This is a genomic window from Polaribacter staleyi, from assembly GCF_038024045.1.
In the GTDB taxonomy this organism is placed as follows: Bacteria; Bacteroidota; Bacteroidia; order Flavobacteriales; family Flavobacteriaceae; genus Polaribacter; species Polaribacter butkevichii.
On record NZ_CP150665.1, the window covers coordinates 2,631,285 to 2,650,121 of the forward strand.

The window sequence follows — 18,837 nt, forward strand, 5'->3', positions numbered from 1 at the left end:
TAGTATTTTTAATAGTTAATTATGGCGTTACTTATAAACATTGAGGAAAAGTTACATCAATTTACGCGTAAATATTACACGAGTGAATTGATAAAAGGAGGAATTTTATTTATTTCTTTAGGATTTCTATATTTTTTTTTCACGGTATTTATAGAATATTTTCTGTGGTTAAAACCCACTGCAAGAACCATTTTATTTTGGCTTTTTTTAGGAGTTGAATTATTTCTATTAATTCGATTTATTTTGATGCCAATTTTTAAATTAATTGGTTTAAGAAAAGGAATTTCTGATGAAGAATCTTCAAAAATTATAGGAAGTCATTTACCTGAAGTTCAAGATAAATTATTAAATATTTTACAGTTAAAAAAAAATACTAATCAAACTGATTTATTGTTGGCTAGTATCAATCAAAAATCAGAAGAATTACAACCTATTCCGTTTGTAAAAGCAGTTGATTTTACAAAAAATAAAAAATATTTAAAATATGCTATAGTTCCTATTTTAATTTGGTTAATTACTTTATTTACAGGTGGTAATGATAAAATATCACAAAGCTTTCATCGCGTTGTAAATCATAATACTGTTTATAATCCGCCTGCACCTTTTTTATTTTTAATAAAAAATTCAGACTTAAAAGTAATTCAAGGAAAATCTATTTCTATTTTGGTTGAGACCCAAGGAAAAGTAGTTCCAAGTGAAGTACAAATCCATTTTGAAAATCAGCAATATTTTTTAGAAAATAATAAAAATGGAGCCTTTTCTTATACTTTTTCTGATGTTCAAAAACCTATTGATTTTTTTATAGAAGCTAATGGTGTTCAATCTCAAGAATATAAAATAGAAGTTATACAAACACCAACTATAAATACTATTTCTTTGGATATAAATTACCCTAGATATCTTAAAAAGAAAAATGAAACCGTAAAAAATTCTGGAAATATTATTGTTCCCGAAGGTACTACCATTACTTGGAAAGTTAGTACAAATAAAACGGATTCTGTGGCTTTTATCAACAATGATAAAAGAACTTTTTTTGAGTTGATTTATGATAATCATTTCAAATATTCAAAAAATATTGAAAACCCCATCAATTATCAGATTGCATCTTCAAATAAAAATTTAAAAGATTTTGAAAATTTACAGTTTTCTGTTGATGTTATAAAAGATGAGTTTCCTATTATTTCCATTCAATCTAATATGGATAGTATTGTTAATAGTACACCTTTATTTGCTGGTAAAATTTCTGATGATTATGGGTTAAAAAAATTGCAGCTTGTTTATTATGATAATCAACAACCAGAGAATCTAAGAACTTTTGATTTACCGATTACCAATCAAAACATTCAAACTTTTTTTTATAATTTTCCTGATGGTTTACATATTGAAGAAGGAATCAATTATGAGTTGTTTTTTCAGGTATTTGATAATGATGCTGTAAATGGTAGTAAAAAAACTAAAAGTTCTGTTTTTAAATATCGACAAAAAACAGAAGATGAAGTAGGAGAGGAGTTATTGGAAAATCAAAAAAATACGATTAACAATCTTGAGAATTCTATTCAGAAACAAAAAAAGCAACAGAAAGATTTAGAAAAAGTACAAGAAGATTTACAAGGTAAAAAGAAGATTAATTGGAATGATAAAAAGAAGATTGAAAAGTTTGTAGAACGTCAGAATAATTATAATAAAATGATGGAACGTCAAACTGAAAAGTTACAAGAGAATTTATCAGAGAAAAAGGAAGAGAATGATGATCTGCAGAATAAAAAAGAGGAATTAAATAAACGTATAGAAGAATTAAAAAAATTAGATAAACAACAAAAGTTGTTAGATGAAATTCAGAAAATGGCAGAGAAGCTTAACAAAGATGATTTGTTAAAAAAGGCGAAAGAATTATCACAACAAAATAAACAACAAGAAAGAAGTTTAGAGCGTATTTTAGAATTAACTAAACGTTTTTATGTGGAGCAGAAGACAATGCAAATTGCAGACAAAATAGAAAAATTATCAAAAAAACAAGAGGATTTATCTAACAAAAAACAAGATGTTTTAGAGAAGCAAAAGGATATTAAAAAAGAATTTGATGCTATTAAAAAAGAATTAGAAGAATTAAATAAGGATAATGAAAAGTTAAAAGAGCCAATGGAGCTTCCGGATGTGGAAGATGAGAAAGAAGATATAGATTCCGAATTAAAAAAATCTGAAGAGAATTTATCTAAAGAAAAAAGTAGTGATGCAAAACAAAGCCAGAAGAAGTCCTCTAAAAAAATGAAGGAGATGAGTGCCAAAATGCAAAAAGCTATGATGGAAATGGAAGGAGAATCTATTGAAGAAAATATGGATGATTTGCGAAAAATTTTAGAAAATCTAGTTACTTTTTCTTTTAAACAAGAATCCTTAATGGAGAAGTTTGATGCCATTTCTACATCGCACCCAGATTTTGGTAAAGATTTAAAAAAGCAAAATGAACTTAAAACGTATTTTGAACATATAGATGATAGTTTATATGTGTTGTCTATGAGGTTGCCTAAAATTTCAGCAAAAATTAAAGATGATTTATCAACCGTACATTATAATTTAGAACAATCCTTAGAGCATTTTTCTGAAAATATGTTCTCAAATGGGATATCTAATCAACGTTATGTTATGACTTCAGTGAATAATTTAGCAGATTATTTAAGCAACATTTTAAGTAGTATGCAAAATTCTATGTCCATGAAAATGGGTAAAGGAAAGAAAGGAAAAGGAAAAGGTTTTAGTTTGCCAGATTTAATAAAGAAACAAGGTGATTTATCTGAAAAGATGAAAAAGGGTATGAAAAAAGGATCAAAACCTGGTGATAATAAAGGAGATGGTAAAGAAGGTGAAAAAGGAACTAAACCAGGTGATAAAGGTAAAAGTGGTAAACAAGGTAAAGGTGGAGAAGCTGGTGAAAATGGAAAGAACGGAAAGAATGGAAAAGGAGGTAAGGGAAGTGAAGGAAATGCTAATGATGATTTAAATGGTGAAATATATGAGATTTATAAGCAACAAAGTTTATTAAGAAATGAACTTCAAAACCAAATAAAACTATCTGAAAATTCTAACAAAGCTATCAATACAGAAGCAATAAAGGCTTTAAAAAAGATGGAAGAACTAGAAAATGAAATCTTAGAGAAAGGTTTTAATGGTGCTACATTACAAAAAATGCAGCAATTAAATTATCAATTATTAAAATTAAAAGATGCGAATTTAGAACAGGGAGAAGATGAAAAAAGAAAATCTAATGCTAGTTTAAATAGGTTTAAAAAAAGAAATATTAAAGCTTTAGAATTTAAAAAGCAGTTTTATAATCAAACAGAGATATTAAACAGACAATCATTACCTTTGCAGCAAATTTATAAGAATAAAGTTAGGGCATATTTTTCTAACATAAAGAAAGAGTAGAGATGGTGACTTTTAATTACGAAACAGAATTTGAGTTAAAAGATGAGAATCTTTTAGAATATTGGATTGATACTGTGGTGTCCAATAAAGGTTTTAGCTTAGGAGAATTAAATTATATTTTTTGTGATGATGAGTATCTTCATAAATTGAATGTTGAATTTTTACAGCACGATACTTTAACAGATGTTATCAGTTTTGATAATACTTTAGGTAAGTTAATTAGTGGAGATATTTATATTTCTGTAGAAAGAGTTGCTGATAATGCTAAAGATTTTGAGGTTTCTTTTGTTAATGAATTGCATAGAGTTATGATTCATGGGGTTCTACATTACATGGGCTTAAAAGATAAAACAGAAGAAGAAAAAAAAGTAATGAGAAATGCAGAAGATGAAGCACTTTCTCAGTTCAAATAATTGATAATCAATAATATAAATACTAGGTTTCACGTGGAACTATAATATAATGAGTTTATTTTCAACAACATACGATGTTATTGTAGTAGGAGGTGGTCACGCTGGGAGTGAGGCTGCTGCAGCTGCTGCTAATATGGGTGCTCACACCTTGTTAATTACAATGAATTTGCAGAATATTGCGCAAATGAGTTGTAACCCTGCAATGGGAGGAATTGCAAAAGGTCAGATAATAAGAGAAATTGATGCCTTAGGAGGGTATAGTGGAATTGTTACTGATAAGACTGCTATTCAATTTAAAATGCTTAACAAATCTAAAGGACCTGCAATGTGGAGTCCTAGAGCACAATCTGACAGAATGCAATTTGCAGAATGTTGGAGAACGATGTTAGAGCAAACAGAAAATGTAGATTTTTATCAAGATTCTGTGAATGGTTTATTGTTTGATGGTAATAAAATTATAGGAGTTAAAACTGCCTTAGGTTTAGAAATAAAAGCAAAAACTGTGGTAATTACTGCGGGTACTTTTTTAAATGGATTAATTCATATTGGTGATAAAAGTTTTGGAGGTGGTAGAGCAGGAGAAGGAGCTTCAACCGGAATTACAGAAGATTTAGTTGCTAAAGGTTTTGAATCTGGAAGAATGAAAACTGGAACACCGCCAAGAGTAGATGGTAGGTCTTTAGATTATTCTAAAATGATAGAGCAACCTGGTGATGAAATGACAGAAAAATTTTCTTATTTACCAACTACTAAACCTTTACAAAAGCAACGTTCATGTTGGTTAACATATACTAATTTAGATGTGCACGATTTGTTGCGTACAGGGTTTGATAGATCACCAATGTTTAATGGTAGAATTAAATCTACAGGACCAAGATATTGTCCTTCGATAGAAGATAAGATAGATCGTTTTGCAACTAAAGATAGACATCAAATGTTTATTGAGCCAGAAGGTTGGACTACTTGTGAAATGTATGTAAATGGATTTTCTACATCGCTTCCAGAAGATGTTCAGGATAAAGCTATTCGTTCTGTTGCAGGTTTCGAAAATGTAAAATTTTTAAGATATGGTTATGCTATAGAATATGATTATTTTCCACCTACACAATTAAAACATTCTTTAGAAACTAAGATTATAGAGAACTTGTTTTTTGCAGGTCAGATTAACGGTACAACTGGGTATGAAGAAGCTGCTGCACAAGGTTTAATGGCAGGTGTAAATGCGGCTTTAAAAACGCAAGGAAAAGATCCTTTTATTTTAAAAAGAAATGAAGCTTATATAGGTGTTCTGGTAGATGATTTAATTACAAAAGGTACAGAAGAGCCCTACAGAATGTTTACGTCTAGAGCAGAATATAGAACGCTTTTAAGACAGGATAATGCAGATTTAAGATTAACACCAATTGGTTATAAATTAGGATTAGCTTCTAAAGAAAGATTAGATAGAGTTGTAGAAAAACAAGAAAAAGCAGATTTATTAATTCAGTTTTTACAGAATACAAGTGTAAAAGAAGCAGAGATAAATCCTATTTTAGAAGCTAAAAATTTAGCCTTGATTAATCAATCTATGAAGCTTTATAAAATTGCAGCGAGACCTCAATTAGAGTTTTCTGATTTTAAAAATATTAAGAAATTAAATACATTTTTAGAAGAAAATAAAATCGATAAAGAAGTTATTGAGCAAGCTGTAATCCATTTAAAGTATTCGGGGTATATAGAAAAAGAAAAGAATAATGCCGATAAATTAAATCGTTTAGATAATGTTGTGATTCCTTCTAGTTTTAATTATCAAAAAGTAAAATCTCTTTCGTTTGAAGCGAGGGAAAAGTTGAGTAAAATTCAACCTACATCAATATCACAAGCTAGTAGAATAAGTGGAGTTTCCCCCAGCGACATTTCTGTTCTTTTGGTTTATATGGGAAGATAGAATTAAAAAAAAATTGCTAATGTTCCTCGTGGAACATTTTATAAAGAAAGAAAAAATATGGGGGAAAAAAGAGGACTTCACAAAAGGTTAGTACCTTTTTTAAATTGTAAGGATTATACGGTTTCTGATGAAACTTATGAAGTAATGTTTAATGAAGAGTATGATATGTTGGTGACTTCACCAGTACCAGTAGATTTAGAAAATTACTATAAAAGCGAAAATTATATTTCGCATACAGATAGTAAAAAATCGATTATGGATAAAGTGTATCAATCTGTAAAAAATAGAACCTTAAAAAGAAAGTTAAACTTAATTAATTCTTTTAAAACACCTTCGAAAAGTATTTTAGATGTAGGGGCGGGAACAGGTGATTTTTTAAAAGTTTGTGCTGGTAATAATTGGACAGTTTCTGGTGTAGAACCAAGTGCTGATGCAAGAGATATTGCTAAGAAAAAAGGGGTTGATTTACAAAAGGATTTACTGCAGATTAACAATAAGAACTTTGATGTAATTACACTTTGGCATGTTTTAGAACATGTAGAAAACTTATCTGATTATATTTTAAAGTTAAAAGAATTACTTTCTGACAATGGACGGCTAATTATTGCTGTACCAAATCATAAAAGTGATGATGCAAAATATTATAAAGAGTACTGGGCTGCTTTTGATGTACCAAGACATCTTTGGCATTTTTCTCAAACTTCTATTCATAAAATATTTTCTGAAGATAATATGATTGTAGAACAAACTTTACCTATGAAATTTGATTCTTATTATGTTTCGCTTTTAAGTGAAAAATATAAAACAGGTAAAATGAATCCTATTAAAGCTTTTCATAGAGGTTTTGTTTCAAATTTAAAAGCAAGAACAACTTCTGAATATTCTTCTTTAATATATGTGCTTAAAAAGAGTTAAAACCGATTTTAATTAATTCTAATTAACGTTTAATAATTAAATAACGTAGTTGTTTAGAAAATATTAAAAACCTCTTAAAACGCTTGTTTTAGGAGGTTTTTTTATAGTTATTATTTATCGAATTTATAAAAAATTATCAATTCTAATTATTTAGTAAATAAACATTAAAAAGTGTAGTTACAAAGAAGATATCTTTATATTTAGTTTTTGGATGTGCTTTTGCCAAACTCTATTCGATTAACATAAAAAATTATATAGTTTTTAGAATGCGCTTTATCTAATAAAAATTGGACATCATTTTTAAAGTTAAGGTTTTTAAATACTCTTTTATAAAAAGTACATTTCTTTTCTGGTCTACTATTTTTCTATGGAGTTTAACAAGTATGTAATATTAAAATTTTCGTATTGTATCTAGATAGAGTTTCTCAATAATTAGTTTTAATGCTGCTTTACACAGTAATAAAAAACTTTAGAGGTCAGTAGTTAGCTACATATAATTTGTTTGTGGCTAACTTTTTCTTTTTTGACCATTTTAGTTATAAGATTATTGAATATTGTTGCTTTGCTTTGTGAACGGTTAATTCTAAAACAAAATTCATTAAAATATCTATTTATATTAGAATTACTTACCCAAGAATACGTTGTTCTTATCCATGATTTTACTTGATGAATCATAGTGTGAAGAGCTTTAAAATTCATACCATTATTACTTTCAATCTGTGTAATATCATAAACTTTTGCAATTGGTCTGTAACCTCTCCATTTATCGGTTATCACTTTAGCATCTCTGCTAATATGATTCACAAAAATATATTGAAGCGAACTTGCTGAAAAATCTTCGATTCTCATAGCATACATTCTTTTTACTTTTCCATCATCAGTTAACTCAACAGCAGTAATGGCCTTCTTTTTCTTTACGTTATAACTTCTGCCAACTTTCTCTTTTTCGCGTCCGCCAAGTACAAATTCATCAACATGAACAGTACCTGTCATGGGATTATTCCCACTGCTTTCCATAGCTTCTCTAATTTTAAGCATAAATAAACGAGCTGTCTTTTCAGTAACACTAAAACGAACTGAAACATAGCTTGCTGAAAGACTTTTAGTGCTTGTACTCATTTCAAAAACAATAAAAAATGCCTTTCTAATACCAAATTTTACTTTGTGAAAAAGTGTGTTTGATGTTGCTGATTCTTGATGAGAACAAATATTACAAGTACGTGAGAAATCTTTTCTTATCTGAGCTTTTTTATGGCTACATTTTACACATTGAAAACCATCTTTCCATTTAATATCTGCTAGATATTTCTTACAATCTAGGTCAGTCTTAAAACGGTCAGCAAACTCTAGAAGGTTTTGTCCCTTAAAAATATTCATTTAATTACTATATTTATTGACTTCTAAGATATGAATTTAAATACTGACCTCTAAAAAACTTTTTTAATGGAATCAAAAATTATAGGGGTTATTTGCTGATGTACTTATTAAAAAGTAAAATTTAACCTACCTTAATATTAAAAGTATGCTAGGTTTCTGAGTTTTTTTTGATAACATTTTTTTATACTATTGGTTTATATGTATAGATAATTTATAAAAAAAATGCTAGTGTTCCTCGTGGAACATTTAATTAAAATAGAAAATTATGGAAGAAAAAAAAGGGCTTCAGAAAATATTAGGGCCTTTATTAAATTGTAAGAATTTTATGGTGCCCGATGAAACTTTTAAAGGAATGTTTTATGCAGAATATGATATGATTGTAACTTTACTTGTTCTTGTAGATTTATAAAACTACTATAAAAGTGAAAATTATATTTTGCATACAGATCCTTAAAAATTGTTTATTGATAAAGTATATCCATCTGTAAAAAGACAAAAACCTAAAAGAAAGTCAAGTTTAATTAATTCTTTTAAAACTGCATCGAAAAGTATTTTAGATGTAGGGGAGGGCACAAGTGATTTTTTTAAAAGAAGATTTACTTCAGATAGAAAAAAATTAGGTTAATTATACTTTGGTATGTTTTTGAACCTATAGAAAATTTATCTGATTATATTTTAAAGTTAAAAGAATTACTCTCTGAAAACGGAATATTAATTATTGCATTGCCGAATGATAAAAAGTGATGATGCTAAATATTATAAAGAGTATTGGTTTGCTTTTGCTGTACCAAGACATCTTTGGCATTTTTCTTAAATTTCTATTCATAAAATATTTTCTGAAGAGAATATGATTGTAGAGCAAATGTTACCAATGAAATTTGATTCTTATTGTGTTTCTCTTTTAAGAGAGAAATACAAAACCGGTAAAATGAATCTATGAGAGCTTTTTATAGAGGTTTTGTTTCAAATTTAAAAAGCAAGACCAATCTCTGAATACTCTTCTTAATTTACGGGCTTAAAAAGAGTTAAAAACGATTTTAAACAACTGTAATTAATATTTATTTATTTAATAGTGTTAGTTGTTTAAGAAAAATTAAAAACCTCTTAGAACGCTTGTTTTAAGAGGTTTTATTATAAATATTATTTATTAACTTATTTAAATTCTATCAATTTTAACTATTTAGTAAATAAACACCACAAAGTGTAATGATAAAATAGACACCTAAAGACATCGCTCCTGGATAATCTTTTGCCAAACGTTGTCCTATAAGCATTAAAATTATACTAATCGCAGAAAGCTGTATTCCGAGTAATGCAATTTCTTTTACTTGCGAAGTATAAATTTGATAGACTCCGGTAATCATAAATCCTACAGCAAATATTTCTATGATTAATAAAATGGCTAATAAAAAAGGAACACTACTTTTTAATGGAGAGTTTTTAAAATGATCTTTTATAAAAAATACATTTCCTTTCCAATCTAGTATTTTTTCAAATGCGGATATTAAGAAAGTAATGATTAAAAATACTAAGATTAAAATCTCAGTAGGGTAGTCAGATAAAAAATGCATACTTATGTTTCTTTATTATTTTTTGAATAATCGTTGTAAAAAGCTTTTCGATTTTTCTTTGATATCTGTTAGTTCCTCTTTGGCATCTTCTGCAAAATCTGCTAAATGCTCTGCAGCTTCACCAACTAATTCAGAACCTTTTTCTTTTATATCTTCAAAGGTTTCTTTTGCTTCTTCTGTAAATTCACTAGTTTTTTGTTTTGCAATTTCGGAGTAACCTTCTGCTTTGTGTTTTACTTTTTCTATATTTTCATCAGATAAAAGCTCATTTACTTTTCCTTTTGCCTCTTCAAAAATTTCTTTAGCATCCTCTACAAACTCAGTTGTTTTTTCTTTTGCAGTGTCTGCAAATTCACTGGCTTTATGTTTTGTGTTTTCTAAGGTTTCTTTTGCTTCGTTAGAAATAGAACTTGCAGCATTTTTTACGTTTTCGTCTAAATTTTTATTTTTTTCTGTCATGTTTTTTCTGATTAATTTCTTAATATCTAATTCTAAATAAAAGCTTCATCAATAGGTTCCCAAAGCTCTATTTTGTTTCCTTCGTTGTCTAAAATCCAACCAAATTTACCATAGTCGTATTCTTGTATTTCACCAACAATAGTAACCCCTTCTTTTTTTAATTCTGCTAATAATTCTACTAAATTTTCTACTCTATAATTAAACATAAAGTCTTTTTTAGAAGGTTTAAAATGATTGGTGTCTTTAGGAAAGGGACTCCATTGTGTAGAACATTTATTACCATCTTTATCTTTCCACCAAAAAGTACAACCCCAATCGTCGGTGTTAAAACCTAAATGATTTTTATACCATTCTTTTGTTGCGTTTGTATCTTCAGTTTTAAAAAATACACCACCTATGCCTGTTACTCTATTTTTCATTTCTTTAAGTTTTTATAAAGATTAGAAACTAGTAGAATTTTGCTTTAATTTTATCTACTATTGTTTGTGCCAATTTTTCTTTACTTTCAATTGTCCAACCTGCCACATGTGGAGATAGAAGCACTTGTTCTGATTGGATTAAATATTGAAAAGCTTCGGGCATTTTATCGTCGGAAAAAAGATTTTCGAAAGAAGCTTTTTCATATTCTAAAACATCTAAACCTGCGCCTAATATTTTACCTGATTTTAAAGCTGAAACTAAATCTTTTGTTACAACAGATTTTCCACGAGCCGTATTTATCAACCAAAAATTCTTTTTAAAACCATTGATAAAATCAGAATTTATCATCTTTTCAGTAAGTTGCGTTTGTGGAGTGTGTAAGCTTAGAATAGCTGCTTTTTCTTGTAATTCTTTTAATGAAACTTGTTTGCAATTTGCATCGCCAACATTTGGTTTTATATCATAACATAAAACTTCTACATCAAAACCACGTAATTTTTTTGCGAATGATTTTCCCATATTTCCGTAGCCAATTAACCCAACGGTTCTTCCGTCTAGCTCAATTCCTCGATTTTCTTCGCGCAACCATTTGCCGTTTCTAACTTCTTTATCAGCTTTGTTTAGCTTGTTAAATAGTGATAATAGCATACCTAAAGCGTGTTCTCCTACCGCATTTCTATTTCCTTCTGGAGCAGAAATTAATGTAATTCCTTTGCTTTCTGCATACGCACAATCTATGTTTTCTAAACCTGCACCAACGCGTCCAATAAACTTTAAGTTGGTAGCTTTGTCTAAAAATGCTTTATCAATAGAAAACCTGCTTCTAATAATAAAACCATCGTAGTTGTGAATTTTAGCTTCAATTTCTTCTTTAGAAGACGTATAATCTTCATCGTTTTGATATCCTAAATCATTTAATTGATTAATTAAAAGTGCGTGGTTGGAGTCTAAGTGTAATATTTTCAAAGTAAGATTATTAGATTATTGGAATTTTAGATTTTTAGAGAAGAACTTGAAAATTTTAATAACTTGTTGAAGAGTGTTATTAAGATTTTCAAGTTCTTTTTTATCAATAAAACCTAAATCAAAGGAAATTAAAAGTTGTGTTTCTATTTCATAACAAGATCCTAAAGAAATTCTTAGAAAGCGTTTAAAATCTTTATTTGAACTTCTAGCTGCTCCTTCAGCGATATTAGAAGATATAGAGACTACTGCTCTTCTTAGTTGAGAAATTAATCCAAACTTTTCATCAGTAGGAAAAGTCTTAGTAACAATGTAGATATCAGTGCAAAATGCTCTACTTAATTGCCAGAATTTTAAATCTTTATACCTGTGCATATTTTATAAATTTTAAAATAACTAGATTGTTAATAAATTGTTAGTTTCATTCATCCAATTTTAGAATGTTTATGTCAAATCTAACAATCTAATTATCAAAAAATCTAATAACAGTTATTTAATATTGCTCTTTATCATTAGGAAAATCTCCACTTTTTACATCATCAATATAAGTTTCAAAAGCGCCTGTCATGTCTTTATATAAATCTAAATACCTACGTAAAAAACGTGGATGAAATTCGTGTGTCATCCCTAACATATCATGGGTAACTAAAACTTGACCATCTACACCATTTCCAGCTCCAATACCAATTACCGGAATAGAGATTGCTTCTGCAACTTCTTGTGCTAATTTTGCAGGTACTTTTTCTAAAACAACAGCAAAACAACCAAGTTTTTCTAGCATTAAAGCATCTTCCATTAATTGCTCTGCTTCTTCTTCTTCTTTGGCTCTTACGGTATAAGTACCAAATTTATAGATAGATTGTGGCGTTAAACCTAAATGCCCCATTACAGGAATTCCTGCATTTAATATGCGTTTTATAGATTCTTTAATTTCTTTACCACCTTCTAATTTTATAGAGTGTCCACCACTTTCTTTCATAATTCTAATAGCAGAACGCAATGCTTCTTTTGGGTCAGATTGATAACTACCAAAAGGTAAATCTACCACCACCAAACAACGGTTAATGGCTCTAACTACAGAACTTGCATGATAGATCATTTGATCTAAAGTTATAGGCAACGTTGTTTCATGACCCGCCATAACGTTAGAGGCAGAATCGCCTACTAAAAGAACATCTATACCAGCCCCATCTAAAATTTTAGCCATTGTAAAATCATACGCAGTTAACATGGAAATTTTCTCTCCATTTTTCTTCATATCTACTAGAGATTTTACAGTAACTTTTTTATATTCTTTCTTTGCTGTTGACATACTTTTTGTTTTTTATGTATATGTAAATGTATGAAAAAGCAGCAAATATGTAACAAGTTTATAGGTTGTTGATTTTACTAATTTTTTAGGACTCAAGTAAGAGTTGAATTTTTTTAATATTTTGTAAATAAGTTATTTATAAGGAGCTTGTTAGGTTTGTATTTTCTCTGATTATAGAAAAAAAATATTTAAAACTTACTTGTTAAATTGGCGTTAAAACAAATAGTTATTAAAAGAAGAGGAAATTGGAAAGCTATTTTTAATAAAAATTTGCACTATATTTGGCTTTTTAATTCTAAGATGACACAAGAGCAAGTTGTATTAAATACCGACAAATGGATAGATAATTATGCAGATTATATGTATAATTATGCTGTTGTGCGTGTAAATAATGGAGATTTAGCTAAAGATTTGGTACAAGATACTTTTTTTGCAGGTTTTAAGTCTGCTAAAAATTTTCAAGGAAAATCTACGGAAAGAACTTGGTTAATTTCAATCTTAAAAAGAAAAATAATAGACCATTATAGAAAAATTAATTCTAAAAAAGGACAAGCCGAAGTTAGAATGAATTTTTATGATGATGGTGAAAATGAAGGAAATTGGATAGAGGAAAGAGTGCCACAAAGTTGGGACAATCAATCTGAAAAAACAATTGAAAACGAAGAATTAAAAAGTCAATTAGATTCTTGTATAGATGCTTTGCCAGAAAAATATGCAATGGTATTTAGAATGAAAACCATTCAAGAATTTGAAACGGAAGAAATTTGTAAGGAATTAGATATCACAGCGTCTAACCTATGGGTTATCATTCATAGAGCAAGAACACAGCTCAGAAAATGTATGGAAGATAATTGGTTTAATAATTAAGACATGTTTAAAAGTTTAAAAATTACTTGCGACGAAGCCACAACTATTTGTGACAAAAGCCAATACGGAGCTGCTACATTAGCAGAAAAAGTGAAATTGAACATTCATTTTTTAAGATGTAGAATTTGCTCTCTATATACCAAGCAAAATAATACGCTTACAAAAATATATAAAGGCCATGCAAAAAGCTGCAAGGAAACAACACGATGTTTAAGTAAAGAAGATAAAGATGCTCTAAAAAAAGAGTTAGAAAAACTTAAGCTATAAAAATATTTTCGTGATTTTTAGAAAATCACATTTTTTGATTTTTTGTTAGATAGAAACGGGATTTATAGAAATATAGATTCCGTTTTTTTTGTACTTTTGATTTTATCCTTTCTAGCGGCAGTAGAAAGGTTTATTCTTTAATCAATTAATAAGGTTTAGACTGCGCTCAACCAAACATTACCATGCATTTTTTACCAGAAAATATAGACAATTATGTTGTAGATCACTCACAACAAGAACCTACAATTTTAAAAGAATTAAGTAAAGAAACTTGGCAAAAGGTGTTAAACCCTAGAATGTTAAGTGGTGCTTTTCAAGGGCGAGTATTGTCTATGATTTCTAAACTGATTCAACCTAAAAACATTTTAGAAATTGGTACTTATACAGGGTATTCTGCATTGTCTTTAGCAGAAGGTTTAGCATCCGAAGGAAAAATTTTTACTTTAGATAAAAACGAAGAATTAGAAACGTTACAAAATAAATATTTCGAAAAATCTGGTTTTAGAGATCAAATAGTACAATATGTTGGTAATGCCATAGAAATTATACCCACTATTGATGAAAAATTTGATTTGGTTTTTATTGATGCAGATAAATCTAACTACATTAATTATTTTCACTTAATAATTGATAAAATGAATTCTGGTGGTATTATTTTGTCTGATAATGTACTTTGGAGTGGAAAAGTAGTTGAAGAATTAGACCCAAAAGATAAAGACACTAAAGTACTTTTAGAATATAATAAGTTACTGAATACTGACCATAGAATAGAAACTGTTTTATTGCCTATAAGAGATGGATTAACAATAAGTAGGGTAAAATAACGAGCTACTAAATAGGTTAAGAGAGGTATAAAACGCTTTACATATTACGTTTTATAGGTCCTGTAATATCATCAATACTATCTTTTACATCTGTAATTTCTTTGTTGATGTTTTTAGTAATATCGGTATCTATCCCTATTTTCTCTGAACTTTCGTTGATTTCCCTTTTAATATCATTGGTTGCGTCTTTTACTTGACGCATTCCTTTTCCTAATCCTCTGGCAATTTCAGGAATCTTATCTGCACCAAAAAGCATCACCACAATTAACATGACAACCATAATTTCTGGGCCGCTAATAAATAAAAGAGTTGAATTCATACAACAAAGATAATTACTTTTTAATCAACATCCTTTTTATTTTATTTAATTTCATTAAGGCCTCTACAGACTATTTTCTTCTCACTGAAAACAGTTAGACATTTCACCATTTTCAGTGAGAATAAATTTCACTGTTTTCGGGGATTGATAAGTGTGTTTTTATGGTTTAGATTTACTGAAAAATAATTGTTAAAAAAATATGCTAGAAGAAGAATAGTCTTCTTTGTAATTGTATAACTAAAAGCATAAATTTTATTGTGATTATCAGTTAAAATAAACAGATAAAACAACTATTTATTTTTATATAAATGGTTGTACGCAAGCTCTGACCGAAACCAACAGCTTGTAAAAGCACATTTAATTTTGCTCGTTCCTCACAAAATTAAAAGAGCTTTCACTCAATGAGCCAATAGATTGAAAAAGAAAAAACTATGAAACAAATTTTCCCCAAAGAAATACTGGAGAACACAACACAAGTTCACCAATTTAAACACAGTAAGAAAAGTTCAATTATTTATTCAATATTTATAATTTCCTTAATTGGAGCATTTATTTCATTACCATTTATTAAAGTAGATGTATATACTTCTTCAAGAGGAATCATAAAATCCGACAAAGAGCACATAAAAATAACTACAATTTATTCAGGAAAGTACTGAAAAATGCAATTGAAATTAACAAACAAGTTTCAAAAGGTGACACCCTATTAGTCTTAGATGATTACACTATTGAAAACAAGTTAGACTTGTTAAAAATAAACATCAAAGACACCAAAGAATTCTTACACGATACTAAATTCCTTATTAACAATAAACGAATTATTTTAGACAGTTTGTACTCTCAAAAATATCAAAAGGAATACATCCAATACCGAGAAAAGTTGCAAGAATTACAAACTCGATTTCAAAAAACAAAACGAGATTATGATAGAAATAAAAAACTCTTTGAAAAAGGAGTTATTGCTGCTGTTGAATATGAAAACTACAAATTTGAATATGATTTAAATATCAATTCCATTGCACAATTAAAAAAACAACAAATAAATAACTGGTAAACAGATTTAACAAATAAAAAAAGAGAGTTAAACGAATTAGAAAATAATCTTCAACTTCAAAAAGAAAACAAAAACTATTATGTATTAACCTCACCTATTAATGGTACATTAATAAATATTATAGGTATTCAAGAAGGTAGTTTCATTAATGCAGGAATTCCTTTAGCTGAAATTTCACCAGATAGTAATTTAATTGCCGAGTGTTATGTATCTCCTATTGACATCGGTCTAATTAATCCCAATAATACTATTAAATTTCAAATCGATGCTTTTAATTACAATCAATGGGGACTTGCAACAGGAAAAATTTTAGAAATTGGAAAAGATATTGAACTTATTAACGAAACTCCAATATTTAAAATCCGATGTAAAATTGACCAAAAACATCTAACATTAAAAAACAATTTTAAAGGAAACTTAAAGAAAGGAATGACTTTTAGTGCAAGATTTAAACTAACTGAAAGAACTTTATATCAGTTATTATATGACAAAATTGATGATTGGTTAAACCCAAGTAACCAAAGTATTACTTAAAAAATTGACAAAAAACAAATGAAAAAGGTTACAATAAAACAACACGATATTACAGATTGTGGTGCTACTTGTTTAGCTTCTATATCTGCACATTACAATTTACAAATTCCAATTGCACGTATTCGGCAGTATGCAAGTACAGATAAAAAAGGTACAAATGTATTAGGGTTAATTGAAGCTGCTCAAAAATTAGGCTTTGAAGCAAAAGGTGTTCGTGGTGAATTTGATAGTTTATTCAAAATACCAAAACCTGCAATAGCACATATTATTGTTAAAAAACAACTGCAACATTATGTCGTTATTTATGAAGTTACAAAGACTTATATTAAAATTATGGATCCCGGCACAGGTAAGTTCCATAAAAAAACGCATAAAAAATTTCAAGAAGAATGGACAGGAGTTTTAGTATTGTTACTACCAGCCGAGAGTTTTAAAACAGGTAATGAAAAAGTTTCTGTATTAAAACGCTTTTGGTTTTTATTAAAGCCACATAAATACATTTTAATTCAGGCATTTGTTGGTGCTGTTATTTTTACTTTACTTGGTTTTTCAACAGCTATTTATATTGAAAAAATAACAGATTTTGTATTAGTTGGAGGAAATACAAAACTCTTAAACTTATTAAGTATAATAATGTTTATACTTTTAATATTAAAAGTATTGATTGGGCTTTTTAAAGATATATTTCTAATAAAAACAGGGCAACAAATTGATGCTCTTTTAATTTTAGGGTATTACAAACATTTATTAAAACTTCCACAACAGTTTTTTGACACAATGCGTGTAGGTGAAATCATATCTCGTATTAATGATGCTGTAAAAATAAGAACGTTTATAAATGGTGTCGCTTTAAATCTAGCCGTTAATTTATTAATAGTTATTTTTTCTTTTGGGTTAATGTTTACTTATTATTGGAAACTAGCTTTAATTATGTTAACTATTATACCTTTTTACATAATTATTTATGCAATTGTAAATAAACTCAATAAAAAAACTGAACGTAAAGTTATGGAAAAAGCGGCTGATTTAGAGAGTCAGTTGGTAGAGTCTTTAAATTCAGTGGGTACAATTAAAAGGTTTGGTTTAGAAAATTTTGCCAATATTAAAACTGAAACTCGCTTTATTAGTTTATTAAATACAGGGTATAAGTCTGCTTTAAACAGTGTTTTTTCAGGTACATCTTCAAGTACACTTTCTCAAGTTTTTACTATTGTTTTATTATGGAGTGGTTCATATTTTGTAATTGACGGAGAAATAACGCCAGGTGAATTAATGTCTTTCTATGCAATTATAGGTTATTTTACAAACCCTATAGCAAATTTGGTTGGTGCAAATAAACAAATACAAAATGCCTTAATTGCTGCTGACAGATTATTTGAAATAATGGATTTAGAACGTGAAGAAACGGAAAACAAATTCAAACTGACTGCCGATAAAATTGGAGACATTTCTTTTAAAAATATTTCGTTTAGATATGGTACGCGTGTAGAAGTGTACAAAAATTTCAATCTTCATATTAAAAAAGGCACAATTACAGCAATTGTTGGCGAAAGTGGTTCAGGTAAATCAACACTTATTTCATTATTACAAAACATGTACCCTTTGCAAAAAGGAACAATTGCAATTGGTGATTTTGATTTACAATATATAGAAAACAATAGCTTACGTCAATTAGTAAGTGTAGTACCACAAAAAATAGATTTGTTTGCTGGCAATGTAATTGAAAATATTGCTGTAGGAGAATTTCAACCAAATATGGAATTGATACTTTCTATTTGTAAAAACATCGGTATTCAAGAATTTATAGAAAGTTTACCTAATGGTTTTAATACGTATTTGGGTGAAAACGGAGCTTCATTATCTGGCGGACAAAAACAACGTATTGCTATTGCAAGAGCCTTGTACAAGCAACCAGAAATTTTAGTGTTAGATGAAGCTACATCTTCACTAGATAGTACTTCTGAAAATTATATCCAACGCACAATTAAAAATTTACGAGAACAACAAAAAACCATTATAATAATTGCGCATCGTCTAAGTACTGTTATAAATGCGGATAAAATTGTAGTTTTAGAAAAAGGAAAGGTAATAGAACAAGGTTCTCATAACGAACTGTACAACAAGCAAGAATACTATTACAATTTATGGCAACAACAAGTACCAAAAATTGATAATTAAATATAAAAGACTAA

19 protein-coding genes are annotated in these 18,837 nt (G+C 28.5%); 11 read left to right on the forward strand and 8 right to left on the reverse strand.

Annotation, left to right across the window (positions count from 1 at the left end):
* Positions 1-21: 21 nt before the first annotated feature.
* The 4 genes from WHD07_RS11355 to WHD07_RS11370 are packed head-to-tail and all read left to right on the forward strand — an operon-like array spanning position 22 to position 6,678.
* Positions 22-3,423 carry a DUF4175 family protein gene (locus tag WHD07_RS11355; protein ID WP_343328479.1) on the forward strand — a complete coding sequence of 1,134 codons (3,402 nt, stop codon included), beginning with the start codon at positions 22-24 and terminating at the stop codon, positions 3,421-3,423.
* 2 nt (positions 3,424-3,425) lie between these two features.
* Positions 3,426-3,836, forward strand: a complete 411-nt coding sequence (gene ybeY, locus WHD07_RS11360; protein ID WP_105049672.1) for an rRNA maturation RNase YbeY — start codon at positions 3,426-3,428, stop codon at positions 3,834-3,836.
* Between the two features lie 49 nt (positions 3,837-3,885).
* Entirely contained in the window at positions 3,886-5,763 is a 1,878-nt protein-coding gene (gene mnmG / locus WHD07_RS11365) for a tRNA uridine-5-carboxymethylaminomethyl(34) synthesis enzyme MnmG (protein ID WP_343328480.1), read from the forward strand.
* 57 nt (positions 5,764-5,820) lie between these two features.
* The gene (locus WHD07_RS11370; RefSeq protein ID WP_343328481.1) at positions 5,821-6,678 is read left to right on the forward strand and encodes a class I SAM-dependent methyltransferase; all 858 of its coding nucleotides are present in this window, start codon (positions 5,821-5,823) and stop codon (positions 6,676-6,678) included.
* A 483-nt stretch (positions 6,679-7,161) separates the two neighbouring features.
* Here WHD07_RS11370 and WHD07_RS11375 read toward each other — a convergent pair whose 3' ends face one another.
* Positions 7,162-8,055, reverse strand: a complete 894-nt coding sequence (locus WHD07_RS11375; RefSeq protein ID WP_343328482.1) for an IS1595 family transposase — start codon at positions 8,053-8,055, stop codon at positions 7,162-7,164.
* Between the two features lie 265 nt (positions 8,056-8,320).
* Between WHD07_RS11375 and WHD07_RS11380 the strand changes: the two genes are divergently transcribed.
* On the forward strand, positions 8,321-8,464 hold the full coding sequence (locus WHD07_RS11380; protein ID WP_343328483.1) for a hypothetical protein: 144 nt from the start codon (positions 8,321-8,323) through the stop codon (positions 8,462-8,464).
* Positions 8,465-9,227: 763 nt separating this feature from the next.
* Here the strand turns inward: WHD07_RS11380 and WHD07_RS11385 are convergent.
* The 6 genes from WHD07_RS11385 to panB all read right to left on the reverse strand — a co-directional run bounded on the left by WHD07_RS11385 (position 9,228) and on the right by panB (position 12,780).
* Positions 9,228-9,626, reverse strand: coding sequence for a DoxX family protein (locus WHD07_RS11385; protein WP_343328484.1), 399 nt, complete (start codon positions 9,624-9,626; stop codon positions 9,228-9,230).
* A 15-nt stretch (positions 9,627-9,641) separates the two neighbouring features.
* On the reverse strand, positions 9,642-10,085 hold the full coding sequence (locus WHD07_RS11390) for a hypothetical protein (protein ID WP_343328485.1): 444 nt from the start codon (positions 10,083-10,085) through the stop codon (positions 9,642-9,644).
* Positions 10,086-10,117: 32 nt separating this feature from the next.
* Entirely contained in the window at positions 10,118-10,504 is a 387-nt protein-coding gene (locus WHD07_RS11395) for a VOC family protein (protein WP_343328486.1), read from the reverse strand.
* Positions 10,505-10,532: 28 nt separating this feature from the next.
* Entirely contained in the window at positions 10,533-11,471 is a 939-nt protein-coding gene (locus tag WHD07_RS11400) for a 2-hydroxyacid dehydrogenase (protein ID WP_343328487.1), read from the reverse strand.
* A gap of 15 nt (positions 11,472-11,486) precedes the next feature.
* Entirely contained in the window at positions 11,487-11,843 is a 357-nt protein-coding gene (locus tag WHD07_RS11405) for a four helix bundle protein (protein WP_343328488.1), read from the reverse strand.
* Between the two features lie 118 nt (positions 11,844-11,961).
* Positions 11,962-12,780: a 3-methyl-2-oxobutanoate hydroxymethyltransferase gene (gene panB, locus WHD07_RS11410; RefSeq protein WP_105049663.1), complete on the reverse strand. Its 819-nt coding sequence runs from the start codon at positions 12,778-12,780 to the stop codon at positions 11,962-11,964.
* Positions 12,781-13,080: 300 nt separating this feature from the next.
* Here panB and WHD07_RS11415 point away from each other — a divergent pair, with 300 nt between their 5' ends.
* From WHD07_RS11415 to WHD07_RS11425, 3 genes are all read left to right on the forward strand, one after another.
* The gene (locus WHD07_RS11415) at positions 13,081-13,647 is read left to right on the forward strand and encodes a sigma-70 family RNA polymerase sigma factor (protein WP_343331005.1); all 567 of its coding nucleotides are present in this window, start codon (positions 13,081-13,083) and stop codon (positions 13,645-13,647) included.
* A gap of 3 nt (positions 13,648-13,650) precedes the next feature.
* On the forward strand, positions 13,651-13,914 hold the full coding sequence (locus WHD07_RS11420; RefSeq protein WP_343328489.1) for a hypothetical protein: 264 nt from the start codon (positions 13,651-13,653) through the stop codon (positions 13,912-13,914).
* A gap of 182 nt (positions 13,915-14,096) precedes the next feature.
* Complete coding sequence (locus WHD07_RS11425) at positions 14,097-14,738, forward strand: O-methyltransferase (protein WP_105049660.1); 642 nt, start codon at positions 14,097-14,099, stop codon at positions 14,736-14,738.
* A 37-nt stretch (positions 14,739-14,775) separates the two neighbouring features.
* Here the strand turns inward: WHD07_RS11425 and WHD07_RS11430 are convergent, their stop codons facing one another.
* A complete protein-coding gene (locus WHD07_RS11430; protein ID WP_158839705.1) occupies positions 14,776-15,057 on the reverse strand; it encodes a Sec-independent protein translocase subunit TatA/TatB in 282 nt (93 codons plus the stop codon).
* 745 nt (positions 15,058-15,802) lie between these two features.
* Between WHD07_RS11430 and WHD07_RS11435 the strand changes: the two genes are divergently transcribed.
* The 3 genes from WHD07_RS11435 (at position 15,803) to WHD07_RS11445 (ending at position 18,823) form a co-directional block, all read left to right on the forward strand.
* Entirely contained in the window at positions 15,803-16,111 is a 309-nt protein-coding gene (locus WHD07_RS11435; protein ID WP_343328490.1) for a hypothetical protein, read from the forward strand.
* A 96-nt stretch (positions 16,112-16,207) separates the two neighbouring features.
* On the forward strand, positions 16,208-16,645 hold the full coding sequence (locus WHD07_RS11440) for an HlyD family efflux transporter periplasmic adaptor subunit (protein ID WP_343331006.1): 438 nt from the start codon (positions 16,208-16,210) through the stop codon (positions 16,643-16,645).
* Between the two features lie 18 nt (positions 16,646-16,663).
* The gene (locus WHD07_RS11445) at positions 16,664-18,823 is read left to right on the forward strand and encodes a peptidase domain-containing ABC transporter (RefSeq protein ID WP_343328491.1); all 2,160 of its coding nucleotides are present in this window, start codon (positions 16,664-16,666) and stop codon (positions 18,821-18,823) included.
* Positions 18,824-18,837: the final 14 nt, after the last annotated feature.

Bases quoted from the DNA above. Each gene is read 5' to 3' on its own strand.
- WHD07_RS11355 (WP_343328479.1), top strand. From the start codon at position 22: ATGGCGTTACTTATAAACATTGAGGAAAAGTTACATCAATTTACGCGT.
- ybeY (WP_105049672.1), top strand. From the start codon at position 3,426: ATGGTGACTTTTAATTACGAAACAGAATTTGAGTTAAAAGATGAGAAT.
- mnmG (WP_343328480.1), top strand. From the start codon at position 3,886: ATGAGTTTATTTTCAACAACATACGATGTTATTGTAGTAGGAGGTGGT.
- WHD07_RS11370 (WP_343328481.1), top strand. From the start codon at position 5,821: ATGGGGGAAAAAAGAGGACTTCACAAAAGGTTAGTACCTTTTTTAAAT.
- WHD07_RS11375 (WP_343328482.1), bottom strand. From the start codon at position 8,055: ATGAATATTTTTAAGGGACAAAACCTTCTAGAGTTTGCTGACCGTTTT.
- WHD07_RS11380 (WP_343328483.1), top strand. From the start codon at position 8,321: ATGGAAGAAAAAAAAGGGCTTCAGAAAATATTAGGGCCTTTATTAAAT.
- WHD07_RS11385 (WP_343328484.1), bottom strand. From the start codon at position 9,626: ATGCATTTTTTATCTGACTACCCTACTGAGATTTTAATCTTAGTATTT.
- WHD07_RS11390 (WP_343328485.1), bottom strand. From the start codon at position 10,085: ATGACAGAAAAAAATAAAAATTTAGACGAAAACGTAAAAAATGCTGCA.
- WHD07_RS11395 (WP_343328486.1), bottom strand. From the start codon at position 10,504: ATGAAAAATAGAGTAACAGGCATAGGTGGTGTATTTTTTAAAACTGAA.
- WHD07_RS11405 (WP_343328488.1), bottom strand. From the start codon at position 11,843: ATGCACAGGTATAAAGATTTAAAATTCTGGCAATTAAGTAGAGCATTT.
- panB (WP_105049663.1), bottom strand. From the start codon at position 12,780: ATGTCAACAGCAAAGAAAGAATATAAAAAAGTTACTGTAAAATCTCTA.
- WHD07_RS11415 (WP_343331005.1), top strand. From the start codon at position 13,081: ATGACACAAGAGCAAGTTGTATTAAATACCGACAAATGGATAGATAAT.
- WHD07_RS11420 (WP_343328489.1), top strand. From the start codon at position 13,651: ATGTTTAAAAGTTTAAAAATTACTTGCGACGAAGCCACAACTATTTGT.
- WHD07_RS11425 (WP_105049660.1), top strand. From the start codon at position 14,097: ATGCATTTTTTACCAGAAAATATAGACAATTATGTTGTAGATCACTCA.
- WHD07_RS11430 (WP_158839705.1), bottom strand. From the start codon at position 15,057: ATGAATTCAACTCTTTTATTTATTAGCGGCCCAGAAATTATGGTTGTC.
- WHD07_RS11445 (WP_343328491.1), top strand. From the start codon at position 16,664: ATGAAAAAGGTTACAATAAAACAACACGATATTACAGATTGTGGTGCT.